We start from the raw sequence: 15,342 nt of genomic DNA, 5'->3' as shown, positions 1-15,342 counted from the left end.
GCTTAATCGGCCGAAGGCAGACGGCGCATGGTGAATTCGATCTGGTCGCCGTCGAGCTGACGCCAGCTCTCCACCTCTGTCCAGTAGGCGGCTTTGGGATATTCGTCGAACCATTCGCGCGCCTTGGCGCGTGCGTCGATCAGGCCGAGGCAATATGTCTCACGCACGAAATGGTCTTTCCGGCGGGAGGACGTTTCCGCCCGATGTCTTGCTATCCTGCGCTTCAGGCCGTCGAAAGACGGAGGCCCTGGAACTTTTTTCATCAAACCTACCTCTTCCAAAAAGGTAGTATCGAAATTCGGGATTTGCGAGTCAGATCTTGGAAGCGCTTGGGCGTGCTGCCTCGGCTTGGCGAGATGCGGCGCCACCTGCTAAACGGGGCGGGTAATCGAGAATGAGCGAGTCGCTTCCTATGAAGATGCCGACCGCCGGAGGCGCGACATGGAAAGACCGGAACTGCCGATCGGCTTGCCTGACGATATCGAAGAGAAGAAGGCCGCCGCCCGCAACTGGTTCGAAGGACTGCGCGATACGATCTGCGCCTCCTTTGAAGCCCTCGAAGACGAGTTGGAAGGCCCGCTGTCCGATCAGGAGCCCGGCCGTTTCGTCGCCAAGGACTGGTCACGCGAAAACGGCGCCGGCGGCGGTGGCCGCATGTCGATGATGGAAGGCCGGGTCTTCGAGAAGGTCGGCGTGCATACCTCCACCGTGCATGGCGAATTCTCCCCGGACTTCCGGGCGCAGATACCCGGCGCCAAGGACGATCCGCGTTTCTGGGCCTCGGGCATTTCGCTGATCGCCCATCCCGTCAACCCCAACGTCCCGGCCGTGCATATGAACACCCGCATGGTGGTCACCACCAGCCGCTGGTTCGGCGGTGGCGCCGACCTGACGCCAGTGCTGTCGCGCCGCCGCACCCAGGAGGACGAGGATAGCCAACTCTTCCACAAGGCGATGGAGATCGCCTGCCGCAATCATGCCGTCGCCGATTACGATGCCTACAAGGCCTGGTGCGACGACTATTTCTTCTTGAAGCACCGCAACGAAGCCCGCGGCATTGGCGGCATTTTCTATGACTGGCTGCATTCGAGCGAGGATGCCGGCGGCTGGGACGCCGATTTCGCCTTCACCCGCGATGTCGGCCGGGCCTTTTCCATGGTCTATCCGAAGATCGTCCGATCCAACTTCAATAATTTGTGGACAGAGGCCGATCGCGACGAACAATTGATCCGCCGGGGCCGCTACGTCGAATTCAATCTGCTGTATGATCGTGGCACGATCTTCGGCCTGAAGACCGGCGGCAACGTTGAATCCATTCTTTCGTCCTTGCCCCCTGTCGTGCGCTGGCCATGAGACTGTGATAACTCGTCGATAAATTCGAGTTGATTGACCTTCACGAAAATTAAGCGCGTCCTAACTTTATATGTATGTGCGTAACAATCGGAGGAGGATTGTCATGACGATACAAAGTGGTTCGCCTGCGTCCACGGATGTCCGGGAAACATCCCGCACAATCGACACATCCGAGTTTCTGACACGCATCGCCGAGAAACTGCGGGCCAAGAGCGGTTCGGATCTGCCGCTGTCCTGCTTCATCGAGCAGGTCAAGCTGCAACTGGCCGGCGGAAAGTCGCCCGAACAGCTGCAGAACGAAGCAGCGGCCGCCAACAGCAACTTGCCCGGCCATCTCTCAGATACCTACAAAGCCTGGGCGATGCCCGACTGAAACGGCCTTTACTGGCCGGCATATCGATGCCGGCCGGAACCTTCCCCCCCCCCGCACATTCATAAATCGCGTCAGATCGCGATCGTCTTCGTGTTTTAAACAGAGGAGAAGACCATGCGACTTTTCGAATGCGGCACTCTCGTCCCGGGCTGCGCCTGGCATACACGGGCGGATAGCGACGCGGAGGTGGTCCGCCGCGCCGTCGAGCACCTGAAAAACGCTCACGGCGAAACCACGATCCGCGAGAACATGGTGGATAATATCAAGGCTCGCATCCGAGACGAGGTCAACGCAGCCTGATTATTGCACCCGTTCCTGCAGCCGGGCGAGCAGCGCCGCCCGGTCGGAAACGAAATTTTCCTCTACCCACTGGTTTTCCAAGCCGGCAAGCAGCTCACCGACACGCGGGCCGGACGGAATTCCCATAGACATCACATCGCCGCCGTTCAGCGGAAATTGCGGCTTCTTCCAGTTCGCGGCCTGATCCAGGAGCTTGGACAGCCGCGCCGAGCGCGCCATTTCGTCGAAACTCCCTTCAGCCTTGCCGCGCGCAACGCCAAGCGCCAACTTCAGCCGCGTCGTGATGCCGTCGGGACCGTTGCGGTAAAGCAGCCGTTCGAAAGCGGCCGACGACATGTCGTCATTAACAAGTGCTGCCATTGCCCAGGCCTTGAGGAAAGCCGCTTCCGCGTACGCAAGCTTGAGCCGGGCTGCCAGCGCCTCCAGCCGCGCCGCATCGGGCGGGACGATCGCCGCAAGCCGCAGCAGCGGATCGGGCGTCCAGCCTAGCGCCTTTTCGGTGGCGACCAGCGAAGGGATCGCATCGATCCCCCATCGTTCCGATTCCGGCAGGATTTCCGTCAGCACCGCCACCTGCCGCATCCAGAGCAGCGCCCGGCCAGGATCGGCAGCACCGAGCAGCTTGCGCAGCTCCGACCAGACCCGCTCCGCCGACAGCGTCTTCAGCTTCGCACGCGCCGCCGAACACGCCTTCAGCCCCTCTGCATCCGGCCGTCCGGAGCCGTAATAGGCAAAGAAGCGGAAGAAGCGCAGGATGCGCAGATGATCTTCGGCAATACGCTTTGCCGCGTCACCGATGAAGCGGATGTTGCGGCTCTCGATATCGGCAAGCCCGCCGACCAAGTCCACCACGTCGCCCTTGGCATCGGCATAAAGCGCATTGATGGTCAGATCCCGCCGTTCGGCATCCGCCTTCCAATCGGTGCTGAAGGCAACCTTGGCGTGGCGGCCGTCGGTCTCGACGTCGGTGCGGAGCGTCGTCACTTCGAAAGGCTTGCCGTCGATGACGAGCGTCACCGTGCCGTGCTGCAGGCCCGTCGGCACCGCCTTGATGCCGGCCGCAGCCGCCTTCTCCATCACTGCCTCGGGCCTGAGCGTGGTCGCGATGTCAATATCGCTGACCGGCAGGTTCATCAGGCTGTTGCGCACCGCGCCGCCGACCACCCGCGCCTCCCCGCCACCCTCGGCCCTGCCATCGGCGTTGAGAAGTTCCAGGATCCGGCCGAGCGCCGGGTCACGGAACCATGCTTGGTCGGCAACACCGGTCATGCATAAAGCCTTTCGTAAAGCGTGCGGACGATGCCGGCGGTGATGCCCCAGATCATTCTGGTTTCATAGGGCATCCGGTAGAAATGCCGGTCGATGCCGTCGATGACGCGCCTGTCGCGGGCGTGGTTGGCAGGGTCCATCAGGAAGGAAAGCGGCACCTCGAACACGTCGGCCACCTCGGCCGGGTTTAGCGTCAGCGCGAAGCCCGGCGAGACGACGCCGAGCACCGGTGTGATGCGGAAGCCGGTCGAGGCAAGATAATTCGGCAGCCGCCCGACGGTCTCGACGAAGGAACCGGAAAGACCGATCTCCTCCTCCGTCTCGCGGATCGCCGCCATTTCCGGCGAGATATCGGCGGGATCGATCGAGCCGCCGGGAAAGGCGATCTGCCCGGAATGTTTGCGCAGCGTCGCCGTGCGCTTGGTAAAGATTACATGCGCCTCGTCACCGGCATCGACGACGGGTACGAGCACGGCGGCGTCGCGCAGTTTGAAGGTCTCGACCTCGGCGACGATATCGGGATTGAGGACATGGTCGCCGTGATCACGCCAGGCATGGTCGACCGGCCCGCCATTCTGGTTGAGGGCGCGGCGGCGGAATTCGGCTGCGGAGAACAGCGGATAACGCTGGGTGATCGCATCATTCATCGGCAAAGAGCATCCAGTTCGTCGGCCGGCATGACAGGAAAAACCTCGCCGGCGGAGCGGATCGCAAACATCGCCCGTCCCTGCACGTCGAGGATCTCGCCAAGAGCGACCAGTTCATACATCACCGCACGCGACACCAGCGCCTCCAGCCGCCCGCGCACATGCAGATAGGGTTTCAGTTCGGCGTTGCCGTCCGCAATGGCAAAGCGCAGCCGATGCTCTCCTCCCGCCTCCACGACCTCGCCGACATTGGTGCGCAATGTCAGCACCTGTTTACCCTCCCGCTCTGTCACACTCATCTCCACGGCAATGAACGGAGCGTCGGCGACCCTGATCCCGACCTTTTCCACAGGAGTTACAAGATAGGTCTTCTCATCCTCATCCTTGCGCAAAACCGTCGAAAACAGCCGCACCAGCGCCGGCCGGCCGATCGGCGTGCCCATGTAGAACCAGGTGCCGTCGGCTCTGATCTCCATATCGATATCGCCGCAGAAAGGCGGATTCCACCGCTCGACCGGTGGTAAGCCACGTTTTTTTCCGCCGCTTTCGTCAGACGCGCGCGAGATCATGGCGGCAAGTCCTGCCGCATCCGCCTTTCCGCTGATTTCCTCGGCTGCCATTCTTCCGTCCCGGTTTGTCCTTAACGAAGTGATGTCACGAGATAGTCATTCGCAACGAACTTGTCAGCCCGTCACATCTCCATAACTCTATCGGGTATGAGGCACATGTATAAGTCCGCCGATTCGCTGCCGAATGATTTCAGCCGTTGGAGATGCCCATGGGTATGATGAAGACCGAAGCCAGCCTCGATGAAAAGGCGATCGTCGCCGCCGCCGAAAAGGCGCTCTCCGATATCGCCGCCATCCGCGGAGAGGTTTCGAAGGTGATCTTCGGTCAGGAAAGCGTCGTCGAGAACACGATTCTCGCCGTGCTCTCAGGCGGTCATGCCCTGCTTGTCGGCGTTCCCGGCCTTGCCAAGACCAGACTGGTGACGACGCTTGGCGAAGTCCTCGGCCTCGCCGCCAACCGCATCCAGTTCACGCCCGACCTGATGCCCTCGGATATTCTCGGCTCGGAGGTGATGGATCAGGACGACAGTGGACGCCGCTCTTTCCGCTTCGTCAAGGGCCCTGTCTTCGCCCAGCTGCTAATGGCCGACGAGATCAACCGCGCCTCGCCGCGGACCCAGTCAGCACTTCTGCAGGCCATGCAGGAATATCACATCACTATCGCCGGCCAGCGTTATGACCTGCCGGCGCCCTTCCATGTGCTCGCCACCCAGAACCCGCTCGAGCAGGAAGGCACCTATCCCCTGCCCGAAGCCCAGCTCGACCGTTTCCTGCTGCAGGTCGACGTCAATTATCCCGAGCTCGCCGCCGAACGCCAGATCCTGCTCGAGACGACAGGTCTGGGTGAAACCCGGCCGGCAGCCGCCATCGACGCGCAACGGCTGATCGAGATCCAGACGCTGGTGCGTCAGATGCCGGTGAGCGACACGGTCGTCGACGCCATCCTGGCGCTCGTGCGGTCCGCCCGCCCCGGCCAGGGCAATGCCTCGACCGACAAGAACGTCGCCTGGGGTCCGGGCCCTCGCGCCGGCCAGGCGATGATGCTCTGCGCGCGTGCCCGGGCACTCTACGAAGGCCGCCTGGCGCCCTCGCTCGACGATATTTTTGCGCTGGCCGAACCCATCCTCCAGCACCGTATGGCGCTGACTTTCGCCGCCCGCGCCGAAGGCATGTCGGTGCGCGATGTCATCGCCGGACTGGTCAAGCAGGCAAAGGGATAAGGAAGCCGGACGCGTGGCATCTATCGGACAGATCGTCAATCCGACGTCAGGCAGCGATGCCCTTTCCCGCGCCAGGCAGCGGGCCGCCCTGGTGCCGGACTGCCTGGTGGAAGCCAAGCGCATCGCCAACACGGTGATCGCCGGCTGGCATGGTCGTCGCAAACGCGGCATCGGCGAAAATTTCTGGCAGTTCCGTCCCTATGCCGACGGCGAAAGCCTGTCGCGCATCGATTGGCGCCGCTCCGCCCGCGACGACCATACCTATGTGCGCGAGCGCGAATGGGAGGCAGCCCACACGATTTGGCTCTGGTGCGACATGTCGCCCTCGATGATGTACAAGTCGAGTTATGGCAGCGTTTCCAAGGAGAGCCGCGCGCTGGTCGTCATGCTGGCGCTGGCCGAAATCCTCGCCCGCTCCGGCGAGCGCATCGGCTGCCCCGGCATCATGGAACCCGCCTCCACCCGCAATGCCGCTGAGCGCCTTGCGGCCGCGCTCATGCACACGCGGCTGACCGGCGGCCTGCCGGAAACGGCGATGATCCGCGGCTGGAGCGACCTCGTCCTCATCGGCGATTTCCTCGATGACGCGCCGGCGATCATGGAACGCCTTGGCCCGCTTGCCCGTCGCGGCCTGCGCGGCCATGTGGTCGAAATATCGGATCCCGCCGAGGAAATATTCCCCTATAGCGGCCGCACCGAATTCATCGATCCGGAGAGCGGCGCCAAGCTTATATCCGGACGCGCCGAACACATCCGCGAGGCCTATCGCAACGCCTACCTCGCCCGCAGGGACAGCCTCGGCCAGTCGTTGCGCCATCTCGGCTGGACCTTTGCGACGCACCGCACCGATCATCTCGCCTCGGAGGCGCTGGTCGCGGTGCACATGTACCTGTCCGGCATGCCGGCCAAGGCGACGCATGGAGGGCAGCTGTGAACGCCCTTCCCTTCGCTTTCGCCTTTCCCGCCATTCTCGGCGCCCTCGTCGCCCTGCCGGTCATCTGGTGGCTGCTGCGGCTGACGCCGCCGCGCCCGAAGACGGAGGTCTTCCCGCCGCTGAAGATCCTTGCTTCCGTCTTGAAGCGCGAGGAGACGCCGGCGCAAAGCCCGTGGTGGCTGACGCTGCTGCGCATGCTGCTCGCCGCCACCGTCATTCTTGCGATCGCCGATCCGGTGTTCAATCCGCGCACCAGTTCGCTTGCATCCGGTGGCCCGCTCGTCCTCTTCGTCGACAACAGCTGGGCGGCGGCCCCAGACTGGGAGCGCCGCATCCAGACGGCCGACGCGTTGATAGACGACGCGCAATCCGCCGGCACACCCGTGTCGATCGCCTTCACCGCCGATCCGACCAATGACGCCGTTCCAGGTACCGCCGCTGCCGCCCGCGACAAGCTGCGCGCCGCCGAGCCGCGACCGCTGGTGCCGGACCGCGAGCGCGCCTTCCAGGCGCTGCGCGCCGCATTGAGCGGCGTCAAGCCTGGCACCCTCGCCTTCCTGACCGACGGAGCCGCCGCCAAGGCCGACGACGCGACGGTGCAAAGGCTCGCAGAACTCCAGCCCGCCGATCTCCGCCTGATCGAGGGCGATGCCGAGCGGACGGTCGCCATCACCGCGGCCAACAATGCGGCCGATGCCATGACCGTCAAGGTCACACGGCTCAACAGTTCGCGTGCCGCATCCGTGGCGCTGAACGCTGTCGATACCCAGGGGCGCTCGATTGCCAACGGCAGGGTGGATTTCCGTCCCGGCCAGAGCGTGGCGACGAGTTCGATCACCGCCCCCTTCGAAATGCGCAACGATTTCGCCCGCGTCAGCGTCGATAACGGCGCAACGGCCGGCGCCGTCCACCTTCTCGACGACGCATTCAAGCGCCGCCGCGTCGTCTTGCTGTCAGGGGAAGGAGGAGATGAGTTCCAGCCGCTGCTGTCGCCGCTCTATTATATCCAGCGGGCGCTGCAGCCCTATGCGGATCTGATCCAGCCCAGCGATTCCGACCTTTCGGTCGCCATACCGAAACTTCTCGCCAGCAATCCCTCCATCATCATTATGGCCGATATCGGCCGCCTGCCTGAAGAAACCTACGAACCGCTGACACGCTGGATATCGAACGGCGGCATGCTGCTGCGGTTCGCCGGTCCGCGCATGGCCGCAGCCCCTGCGGACGATCCGCTGATCCCGGTTATCCTGCGCCAGGGAGAGCGGGCGCTAGGTGGCACATTGTCCTGGAGCGAGCCGCAGTCGCTCGCCGAATTTCCGAGTTTCGGGCCTTTCGCCGGCATAGCGCGTCCCGCCGATGTCGTCGTCAAGCGCCAAGTGCTTGCCGAACCGACGCCCGATCTTGGCGAACGCACCTGGGCGAGCCTGGCGGACGGCACGCCGCTGGTGACGATGAAGCAGCTCGCATCCGGGCAGATCGTCCTGTTTCATGTCACTGCGGAAGCGACCTGGTCCGACCTGCCGATCTCAGGCACTTTCGTCGACATGCTGCGTCACCTCCTGCAGATATCGCGCTCAGGCGGTGTCACATCGGAGGCGCGCGGCAACGCGCGTGTCTCCGAAACCCTGCCGCCATTCCGGATGCTGACGGCCAAGGGCACGCTCGTCTCAGAGACGGGGGCGGCGCGACCCCTCATTCCACAGGCCGGAGCCGAGCCGACAGCGAATTTCGACAACCCACCTGGGCTCTACGGTTCGGAAGACGGTTTCACCTCCCTGAACGTATTGCCTGAGGACGCCGAACTGACGCCGCTCGATACAGCCGGCACCAATGCCGTGCGCGAAGGCCTGATCGGCGGCGAAAGCTGGTCGGCAAAGCCCGCGCTTTTTCTCGCAGCCTTTCTGCTGCTGCTGGTCGACAGCCTGGTCGTCCTCTTCATGAACGGCGCGTTCTCACGATTGCGCCCGGCTGCCCGCACAGCGGCGATGATCGCCATTGCACTTAGTGCCGGCTTTCTCATGCAACCAGGCATGCTTCACGCCGACGACTCCCAGCCCGGCGACGACCTCATTCTCCAGAGGCTCGACAATACGCATCTCGCCTATGTCGTCACCGGGGAACGGGACGTGGACGATATATCCGAGCGCGGCCTCGAGGGCCTTACCCAGTTCCTGACGTTCCGCACGACGCTGGAGCCGGCACCACCCGTCGGCATCGACCTCACCAAAGACGAGCTTGCCTTCTATCCGATCATCTACTGGCCGGTTTCGGCAACGGCGCCGATGCCGACGTCGGCGGCGATCAGCCGCATCGACGCCTATATGCGCAATGGCGGCACCGTGCTTTTCGATACACGCGATCAGATCAGCGCCCTGGACAATGGCGGCAATATCAGCGCCAACGGCCAGAGGCTGCAGGAAATCCTCGCCAATCTCGACATTCCGCCGCTGGAACCGGTGCCGTCAGATCATGTGCTGACGAAATCCTTCTATCTCCTGTCGAGCTTTCCCGGCCGTTACACCGGCAGCCCGCTTTGGATCGAGGCCCGGCAGGGCGGCCGCGAAGCGACCGAAAAATCGGCTGCGACGGCCGACGGCGTTTCGCCGATCCTGATCACAGGCAATGATTTCGCCGGGGCCTGGGCAATCGACGACAACGGCGTGCCGATGCTGCCGACCGTGCCGTCCGATGAAGCGCAGCGCGAATATGCCTACCGTGCCGGTGTCAACATCATGATGTACATGCTGACCGGCAACTACAAGACCGACCAGGTCCATGTTCCCGACCTACTCGAACGGTTAGGACAGTGAGATGACCTTCGACTTTTCGCCCTTCCTGCCTTGGCCAATTCTGGCCGCGCTGGCCGCAGTCAGCGTCATCATCGCCGCCTTCGCGATCTGGCGCGGCATTCGCGGCGCCTGGATCAGAACGCTGGCGGCACTCGCCATGTTGACCGCCCTTGCCAATCCGGTGCTGCTGCAGGAGGATCGGGATCAACTGTCGACGATCGTCCCGGTTCTCGTCGACCGAAGCCAGAGCCAGCAGACGCCCGATCGCGTCAAGATGACCGATGATGCGCTTGCCGCCCTGAGGGGACAGCTCGCCCGCTTCCCGCAGATCGAGCCCCGCTTCGTCGATGTCGAAGGCGACGTCAATTCCGACGTGCCGTCGACGCGCCTGTTCGACGCGCTGTCGGCCAACATCGCCGATGTTCCGCCCGCCCGCATCGGCGGCGCCATCATGCTGACCGATGGTGAAGTTCACGATGTTCCGGCCGCCAACCAGGCGCTCGGTTTCGACGCGCCGATCCATGGCCTCATCACCGGCAAGGCCAACGAATTCGATCGCCGCATCGAAGTCATCAAGGGGCCGCGCTTCGGCATCGTCAACGAGGAGCAGCAGGTGATCTTGCGCGTCTTCGACGACGGCCCGAGCCCGGGCGGCACGGCCAATGTCACGGTGAAGCTGAACGGTGACGAGATCGCCACCCTGCAGGCGACACCCGGCCAGGATACGCCCTTCTCCTTCAAGGTGCCGGGCGGCGGCAGCAATGTGCTCGAATTTTCCGTCGCCGAGCTTCCCGGCGAAGTCACCGCCGCCAACAACCGCGCCGTCCACGTCATCGACGGCATCCGCCAGAATCTCCGCGTGCTTCTCGTGTCCGGCGAGCCGCATGCCGGCGAGCGCGCCTGGCGCAACCTGCTGAAATCCGACGCCTCGGTCGATCTCGTCCATTTCACCATCCTGCGTCCGCCGGAAAAGCAGGACGGCACGCCGATCAACGAACTGTCGCTGATCGCCTTTCCGACGCGTGAACTCTTCGTCGACAAGATCAAGGATTTCGACCTGATCATCTTCGACCGCTACCAGCATCGCGGCGTGCTGCCGCTGCTCTACTACGATTACATCTCGCAATATGTCGAAAACGGCGGCGCGCTGCTGATCGCCGCCGGTCCCGAACATGCCGGCCCCGATTCCATTGCAACGACGCCGCTTTCCACGATCTTGCCGGCAACGCCCACCGGGGAGATAACCGAGAGGGCCTTCTATCCCCGCCTCTCCGAGGAAGGCCGCAAACATCCCGTCACCCGCGGCCTGGACGGCTCGGGTGAGGATCCGCCGCATTGGGGCCGCTGGTTCCGCAGCGTCGATGTCGACCGGCCGCAGGGCGAGACGATCATGCTCGGCGCCGACAACCACCCGCTGCTGGTGCTGAACCGCGCCGGCCAGGGCCGCGTCGCTATGCTGCTTTCCGATCAGGGCTGGCTCTGGGCGCGCGGCTTCGAAGGCGGCGGCCCCAACGTTTCGCTCTATCGCCGTATCGCCCATTGGCTGATGAAGGAACCGGCGCTCGAGGAAGAAGCGCTGACGGCGCGCGCCTCCGGTCGGACGCTTGAAGTTACGCGCCAGACGATCGGCGACAATCCGGGAAACGCCACCGTGCGTTACCCTTCCGGCAAGACCGAAATCCTGCCGCTCACCCAAGCCGAACCGGGGCTCTACAAGGCCGAGAAGCGGATGGACGAAATCGGCCTCTTCGAAATCCGCAACGGCAAGCTGTCGACGCTCGTCCATATCGGCGCCGTCGACGCACCGGAATTCAAGGCGATGATCTCGACGACCGATGTGCTGAAGCCGGTCGCCGAGAGAAGCAAGGGCCTCGTCACCCGCGTCGCCAACGAAAACGGCAGGATTTCCGTGCCGCCGATCCTGCCGGTGCGCGGCCAGGTCCGCGTCGCCGACAACGATCGCATGATGATCCGCATGACCAGCGAGACGGTCTTGAAGGGCATCAACACGCTGCCGCTCTTTGCCGGTTTTGCCGGCGTCGGCATCCTCCTGCTTGCCTTCGGAACCATGTGGTGGCGCGAGGGGCGGTAATCTGATGCCGGAATTCGAGCTGACCGCATCACCCTCGCTGGAGGAATTGGCGGCGATCACCGATGCGCTCTCCGCCTTCAACGCCGGTGATGTCGGTCCCTCCGATCGCCGGCCGCTTGCCGTTCTCATCCACGATACCGACGGCAAGGTGACCGGCGGCCTGTCGGGTTTTACCGCCTGGGGCTGGCTCTTCACCCAGATGCTCTATATTCCCGACACGTTGCGCGGCACCGGCCTCGCCGGCAAGATTCTCGCAAAAGCCGAAGAAGAGGCAAAAGCCCGGGGCTGCCACGGCGCCTGGATCGATACGTTCAGCCCGCAGGCTCTCAATGCCTATCTGCGCCAGGGCTATCAAGTCTTCGGCGAGCTCGAGGATTTCCCGGAAGGCCGGACACGGAGCTTTCTGCGGAAAAACCTCTGATCATCCGTGCCAGGCGATGATGCCCTTCAGCCGCTCGTGTGCATCCTCGGCGATCGGAACGACGAGCACGCGGCCGGGATCGACGGGGCCTGGAAAAGAAAGCGCATTATAGGCAACCTTCTGGAAGCCGAGCGGGCCGTAATAGGGCGGATCACCGACGAGGATCACGGCTTCCGAGCCCTTGCGTCTTGCCGCCTCCACCGCGATCCGCACCAGTTCACGGCCGATGCCCTGGTTCTTATGGGAGGGGCGGACGGCGAGCGGGCCGAGAAGATGGCCCTTCACCGTGCCGGCCAGCACCGGCGTCATGCGCACGGAAGCGATCGTCTCGCCATTATCGGTGCAGATGAAGGAGAGCGACAGATCATGCGGCCCCTGCTCGCGGATGCGCGCTGCCGCCCGCGTGAAGCGGCCCGGACCGAAAGCTTCTTCGTTGATATGTTCGATGGCGGCGTCATGAGACGCGTCTTCGGTGAGGTAGACGAAATCGTGCTTGTACATGATGACAGAAACCGGATGGACAGATTGATGGGTCTCGAACACGCCTTGGGCGTTCGGGAGCATCAGCGTCGTCGCGGGTTTCTGGAAATGAACATCAGGCAGGCATCCTAAAATCGTGAAAGGCCGATAGCAGGAAAAATTTCCGCCGTCCAACGCAAAATGCACATGACAGCACTGGAAATTATGCAGCGCCAAAACGGCGTGGCACACTGTTCAACCTTTACCGCCTGCAAAGCCCCGCTATCTCAGCTAACTTCGGTCTCGACACGCAACCAAAGGAAATGAAGATCATGGGAATGCTGGTGGACGGCGTCTGGCATGATGTCTGGTACGACACGAAGGAGAGCAAGGGCCAGTTCAAACGGCAGCCCTCGCAGTTCCGCAATTGGGTGACATCGGACGGTGAGGCAGGCCCCTCCGGCAGCGGCGGCTTCAAGGCCGAGGCCGGGCGTTATCATCTCTATGTCTCGCTTGCCTGCCCCTGGGCGCACCGCACGCTGATCTTCCGCAAGCTCAAGAAGCTGGAGGAGCTGATCTCGGTATCGGTCGTCGACCCGCTGATGCTCGACAATGGCTGGGAATTCAAAGTCGGCGACGGCGCCACCGGCGACCAGCTCTTCGGTTCAGCCACGCTCTGGCAGATTTATATCAAAGCCGATCCGCATTATTCCGGCCGCGTCACCGTTCCCGTCCTGTGGGACAAAAAGACCGGCACGATCGTCAGCAACGAATCCGCCGAGATCATCCGCATGTTCAACAGCGCCTTCGACGGGCTGACCGGCTCGAAGAGCGATTTTTATCCCGAGGATCTCCGCGCCGAAATCGACGCGCTGAACGATACTGTCTACGACACCGTCAATAACGGCGTCTACAAGGCGGGCTTTGCCACCACCCAGGAAGCCTATGAGGAAAATGTCGGCAAGCTGTTCGAAACGCTCGACATGCTCGACGAACGCCTGGCCAAGGGCCGCTATCTCCTCGGCAACCGTCAGACCGAAGCCGACTGGCGCCTGTTCACCACGCTGGTGCGCTTCGACCCGGTCTATGTCGGCCATTTCAAATGCAACATCCGCCGGATCGCCGATTACCGCAACCTGCCCGGTTACCTAAGAGATCTCTATCAGACGCCGGGCATTGCCGAGACGGTGAACCTGACGCACATCAAGCAGCACTATTACCGCAGCCACAAGACCATCAATCCGACCGGCATCGTTCCCGTCGGCCCGGCGCTCGATCTCGACAGCCCGCATGGGCGCGCGAAGCTTGCCGCGGCTTAAAAAATGTGAAGCCCTCACCAGCGGTGGTCGGGCTCCTGCTCGCCTCGAAGCTCGGCAAGGCGGCGATGCGTCGCCTTGGTCGTACCCTCGGGCAGGCTGTCGAGCGGGAAGAAGCCGCTGTCGGAGATCTCCCAGTCGGGCGGGCGCGGCGCCGTCTGCTCGACATTCGCCCGGTAGAACACGACATGGTCGCGGCGAGTATTCGTGGTGTTGAAATAGACCTGGACCAGTTGCGGTTTGCCGATGATCCTGAGGTTGCCCTCTTCGCGCAATTCCTTGGCCAGCGCTTCTTCGACCGTCTCGTTGCGTTCCAGCCCGCCGCCCGGCATGTGCCAGCCGCCGATATAGCTGTGGCGCACCAGAAAAATCCGCCCCTCCGCATCGAAGCAGGCGGCCCTGACGCCCATCGTCATGCCGCGGGCGAAGGAGAAATAGACATGCAGAAGGCGCAGGGCCGTTCTGATATGCAGGGGCCGCTTTTCTTTATCCACCATCGTTCCGTTTCAGCCCTTCATCGCGCCGGATGTGTTTGATTTGTCAATAAGCTGGTCTATGTCTCGTAGCATGTTCAAGCTCGCGCATATTTCCGACGTCCACCTCGGGCCGTTACCCCGTCTTTCCATCCAGGAGCTGTTTTCAAAACGCATAACGGGCTTTGTGAACTGGCATCGAAATCGACGCAAGCACCTTTTCGGCAGCACGCTGGATCTGTTGCTCGACGACATCCGCGCCCACGAGGCGGATCATCTGGCCGTCACCGGCGACCTCGTCAATCTGGCGAGCGGTATCGAGATCCGCGCCGCCGCCGCCTGGCTGCGCGCGCTCGGCGATCCCGCCGACACCTCGGTCGTTCCCGGCAATCACGACGCCTATGTGCCCGGCGCCTACGAGAAGTCGATGCGCGCCTGGTACGAGTATGTCCGCGGCGATCTCTCCCCGCCGCAATGGCAGGAAGACCGCCATATCTTCCCCTATCTGCGTATCCGCGGCAAAGTAGCGATCGTCGGCTGCTCGACGGCTGTCGCCACCCCTCCCTTTGCCGCCTCCGGCTTTTTCGGCGCCCGCCAGGCCCGCGATACCGTCAACATGCTGCGAGCGGCGGGCGAAGCCGGTCTCTTCCGCGTCGTCATGATCCATCATCCGCCGATCCGCGGCGCCACCACCTTCTACAAGCGCATGATCGGCATTCGCCGCTTCGCCGCGGTGATTTCGACCGGCGGCGCCGAGCTCGTGCTGCACGGGCATACGCACCTGAACACGCTCCACTGGCTGCGCGGCCAGGTGCAGCCGGTGCCCGTCGTCGGCATCGCCTCCGCCTCGCAAGGACCGGGCAGCATCAAGCCGCCGGCCGCCTACAACCTCTTCTCCATCGACGGCTCTCCCGGCGCCTGGGAACTCAGCGGCGAACGCTTCAGCGTCAACCGGTCCGGCGATGCCGTGATGGCGGAAAGCGCAGATATTTTCGCGCGTTAGCGCCGCCTCCGGACTCCTTTCCTCCAGCACTTGAACCGATATGAGAGGAGGCCCGGCCATCGCCGCAACAATTGCCATGGCGGCCGCTTACCCTCTTGGTATTTTTAACGGTAAGCGTACAATC

Annotated in this window: 16 protein-coding genes; 10 read left to right on the top strand and 6 right to left on the bottom strand. The window is 63.1% G+C overall.

All coding sequences use genetic code 11. The features are described from left to right. Positions 1–2: 2 nt before the first annotated feature. Entirely contained in the window at positions 3–263 is a 261-nt protein-coding gene (locus tag ACS4RS_RS13700; protein ID WP_003593048.1) for a hypothetical protein, read from the bottom strand. Between the two features lie 178 nt (positions 264–441). On the opposite strand from ACS4RS_RS13700, the gene hemF reads away from it, so the two are divergent. The 3 genes from hemF to ACS4RS_RS13685 all read left to right on the top strand — a co-directional run bounded on the left by hemF (position 442) and on the right by ACS4RS_RS13685 (position 2,026). Beyond that, positions 442–1,353, top strand: a complete 912-nt coding sequence (gene hemF / locus ACS4RS_RS13695) for an oxygen-dependent coproporphyrinogen oxidase (RefSeq protein WP_439010543.1) — start codon at positions 442–444, stop codon at positions 1,351–1,353. Between the two features lie 103 nt (positions 1,354–1,456). After that, a complete protein-coding gene (locus ACS4RS_RS13690) occupies positions 1,457–1,726 on the top strand; it encodes a hypothetical protein (protein ID WP_439010544.1) in 270 nt (89 codons plus the stop codon). A gap of 114 nt (positions 1,727–1,840) precedes the next feature. Beyond that, positions 1,841–2,026: a DUF1059 domain-containing protein gene (locus ACS4RS_RS13685; RefSeq protein WP_003565542.1), complete on the top strand. Its 186-nt coding sequence runs from the start codon at positions 1,841–1,843 to the stop codon at positions 2,024–2,026. Here the strand turns inward: ACS4RS_RS13685 and ACS4RS_RS13680 are convergent, their stop codons facing one another. The 3 genes from ACS4RS_RS13680 to ACS4RS_RS13670 are packed head-to-tail and all read right to left on the bottom strand — an operon-like array spanning position 2,027 to position 4,562. Continuing rightward, positions 2,027–3,295, bottom strand: coding sequence for a CCA tRNA nucleotidyltransferase (locus tag ACS4RS_RS13680; RefSeq protein ID WP_439010545.1), 1,269 nt, complete (start codon positions 3,293–3,295; stop codon positions 2,027–2,029). It lies immediately after the preceding gene. After that, positions 3,292–3,942, bottom strand: coding sequence for a CoA pyrophosphatase (locus ACS4RS_RS13675; RefSeq protein WP_439010546.1), 651 nt, complete (start codon positions 3,940–3,942; stop codon positions 3,292–3,294). The genes ACS4RS_RS13680 and ACS4RS_RS13675 overlap by 4 nt, the downstream gene beginning before the upstream one ends. Further along, positions 3,939–4,562, bottom strand: a complete 624-nt coding sequence (locus ACS4RS_RS13670) for a DUF1285 domain-containing protein (RefSeq protein WP_439010547.1) — start codon at positions 4,560–4,562, stop codon at positions 3,939–3,941. The genes ACS4RS_RS13675 and ACS4RS_RS13670 overlap by 4 nt, the downstream gene beginning before the upstream one ends. Before the next feature lie 158 nt (positions 4,563–4,720). Here ACS4RS_RS13670 and ACS4RS_RS13665 point away from each other — a divergent pair, with 158 nt between their 5' ends. From ACS4RS_RS13665 to ACS4RS_RS13645, 5 genes are read left to right on the top strand one after another with little or no spacing between them, the layout of a single operon-like run. Then, complete coding sequence (locus tag ACS4RS_RS13665; RefSeq protein ID WP_439010548.1) at positions 4,721–5,731, top strand: AAA family ATPase; 1,011 nt, start codon at positions 4,721–4,723, stop codon at positions 5,729–5,731. Positions 5,732–5,744: 13 nt separating this feature from the next. Then, the gene (locus ACS4RS_RS13660) at positions 5,745–6,665 is read left to right on the top strand and encodes a DUF58 domain-containing protein (protein ID WP_439010549.1); all 921 of its coding nucleotides are present in this window, start codon (positions 5,745–5,747) and stop codon (positions 6,663–6,665) included. Next, a complete protein-coding gene (locus tag ACS4RS_RS13655; protein WP_439010550.1) occupies positions 6,662–9,475 on the top strand; it encodes a DUF4159 domain-containing protein in 2,814 nt (937 codons plus the stop codon). The genes ACS4RS_RS13660 and ACS4RS_RS13655 overlap by 4 nt, the downstream gene beginning before the upstream one ends. 1 nt (position 9,476) lies before the next feature. Further along, positions 9,477–11,546, top strand: a complete 2,070-nt coding sequence (locus tag ACS4RS_RS13650) for a hypothetical protein (RefSeq protein ID WP_439010551.1) — start codon at positions 9,477–9,479, stop codon at positions 11,544–11,546. Between the two features lie 4 nt (positions 11,547–11,550). Next, positions 11,551–11,967 carry a GNAT family N-acetyltransferase gene (locus ACS4RS_RS13645; protein ID WP_439010552.1) on the top strand — a complete coding sequence of 139 codons (417 nt, stop codon included), beginning with the start codon at positions 11,551–11,553 and terminating at the stop codon, positions 11,965–11,967. Here the strand turns inward: ACS4RS_RS13645 and ACS4RS_RS13640 are convergent, their stop codons facing one another. Then, on the bottom strand, positions 11,968–12,531 hold the full coding sequence (locus ACS4RS_RS13640; protein WP_439010553.1) for a GNAT family N-acetyltransferase: 564 nt from the start codon (positions 12,529–12,531) through the stop codon (positions 11,968–11,970). It abuts the gene before it with no gap. Between the two features lie 227 nt (positions 12,532–12,758). Here ACS4RS_RS13640 and ACS4RS_RS13635 point away from each other — a divergent pair, with 227 nt between their 5' ends. Further along, positions 12,759–13,745 carry a glutathione S-transferase C-terminal domain-containing protein gene (locus ACS4RS_RS13635; protein ID WP_439010554.1) on the top strand — a complete coding sequence of 329 codons (987 nt, stop codon included), beginning with the start codon at positions 12,759–12,761 and terminating at the stop codon, positions 13,743–13,745. A gap of 14 nt (positions 13,746–13,759) precedes the next feature. On the opposite strand, the gene ACS4RS_RS13630 is transcribed toward ACS4RS_RS13635, so the two are convergent. Next, a complete protein-coding gene (locus ACS4RS_RS13630) occupies positions 13,760–14,239 on the bottom strand; it encodes an NUDIX domain-containing protein (protein ID WP_439010555.1) in 480 nt (159 codons plus the stop codon). Positions 14,240–14,309: 70 nt separating this feature from the next. Here ACS4RS_RS13630 and ACS4RS_RS13625 point away from each other — a divergent pair, with 70 nt between their 5' ends. Then, positions 14,310–15,218, top strand: a complete 909-nt coding sequence (locus ACS4RS_RS13625; RefSeq protein ID WP_439011830.1) for a metallophosphoesterase — start codon at positions 14,310–14,312, stop codon at positions 15,216–15,218. The last annotated feature ends 124 nt before the right edge of the window (positions 15,219–15,342 follow it).

Origin of the sequence: Rhizobium sp. F40D2 (assembly GCF_051810745.2) — a bacterium.
Classification (GTDB): Bacteria; Pseudomonadota; Alphaproteobacteria; order Rhizobiales; family Rhizobiaceae; genus Rhizobium.
The sequence above is the reverse complement of the archived record's forward strand: the minus strand, read 5'-3'. Positions and strand labels throughout refer to the sequence as shown.

Excerpts from the sequence above, each read along its gene's own strand:
- ACS4RS_RS13700 (WP_003593048.1), bottom strand. The coding sequence starts at position 263 with ATGAAAAAAGTTCCAGGGCCTCCGTCTTTCGACGGCCTGAAGCGCAGG.
- hemF (WP_439010543.1), top strand. The coding sequence starts at position 442 with ATGGAAAGACCGGAACTGCCGATCGGCTTGCCTGACGATATCGAAGAG.
- ACS4RS_RS13690 (WP_439010544.1), top strand. The coding sequence starts at position 1,457 with ATGACGATACAAAGTGGTTCGCCTGCGTCCACGGATGTCCGGGAAACA.
- ACS4RS_RS13685 (WP_003565542.1), top strand. The coding sequence starts at position 1,841 with ATGCGACTTTTCGAATGCGGCACTCTCGTCCCGGGCTGCGCCTGGCAT.
- ACS4RS_RS13680 (WP_439010545.1), bottom strand. The coding sequence starts at position 3,295 with ATGACCGGTGTTGCCGACCAAGCATGGTTCCGTGACCCGGCGCTCGGC.
- ACS4RS_RS13675 (WP_439010546.1), bottom strand. The coding sequence starts at position 3,942 with ATGAATGATGCGATCACCCAGCGTTATCCGCTGTTCTCCGCAGCCGAA.
- ACS4RS_RS13670 (WP_439010547.1), bottom strand. The coding sequence starts at position 4,562 with ATGGCAGCCGAGGAAATCAGCGGAAAGGCGGATGCGGCAGGACTTGCC.
- ACS4RS_RS13665 (WP_439010548.1), top strand. The coding sequence starts at position 4,721 with ATGGGTATGATGAAGACCGAAGCCAGCCTCGATGAAAAGGCGATCGTC.
- ACS4RS_RS13650 (WP_439010551.1), top strand. The coding sequence starts at position 9,477 with ATGACCTTCGACTTTTCGCCCTTCCTGCCTTGGCCAATTCTGGCCGCG.
- ACS4RS_RS13645 (WP_439010552.1), top strand. The coding sequence starts at position 11,551 with ATGCCGGAATTCGAGCTGACCGCATCACCCTCGCTGGAGGAATTGGCG.
- ACS4RS_RS13640 (WP_439010553.1), bottom strand. The coding sequence starts at position 12,531 with ATGCTCCCGAACGCCCAAGGCGTGTTCGAGACCCATCAATCTGTCCAT.
- ACS4RS_RS13635 (WP_439010554.1), top strand. The coding sequence starts at position 12,759 with ATGGGAATGCTGGTGGACGGCGTCTGGCATGATGTCTGGTACGACACG.
- ACS4RS_RS13630 (WP_439010555.1), bottom strand. The coding sequence starts at position 14,239 with ATGGTGGATAAAGAAAAGCGGCCCCTGCATATCAGAACGGCCCTGCGC.
- ACS4RS_RS13625 (WP_439011830.1), top strand. The coding sequence starts at position 14,310 with ATGTTCAAGCTCGCGCATATTTCCGACGTCCACCTCGGGCCGTTACCC.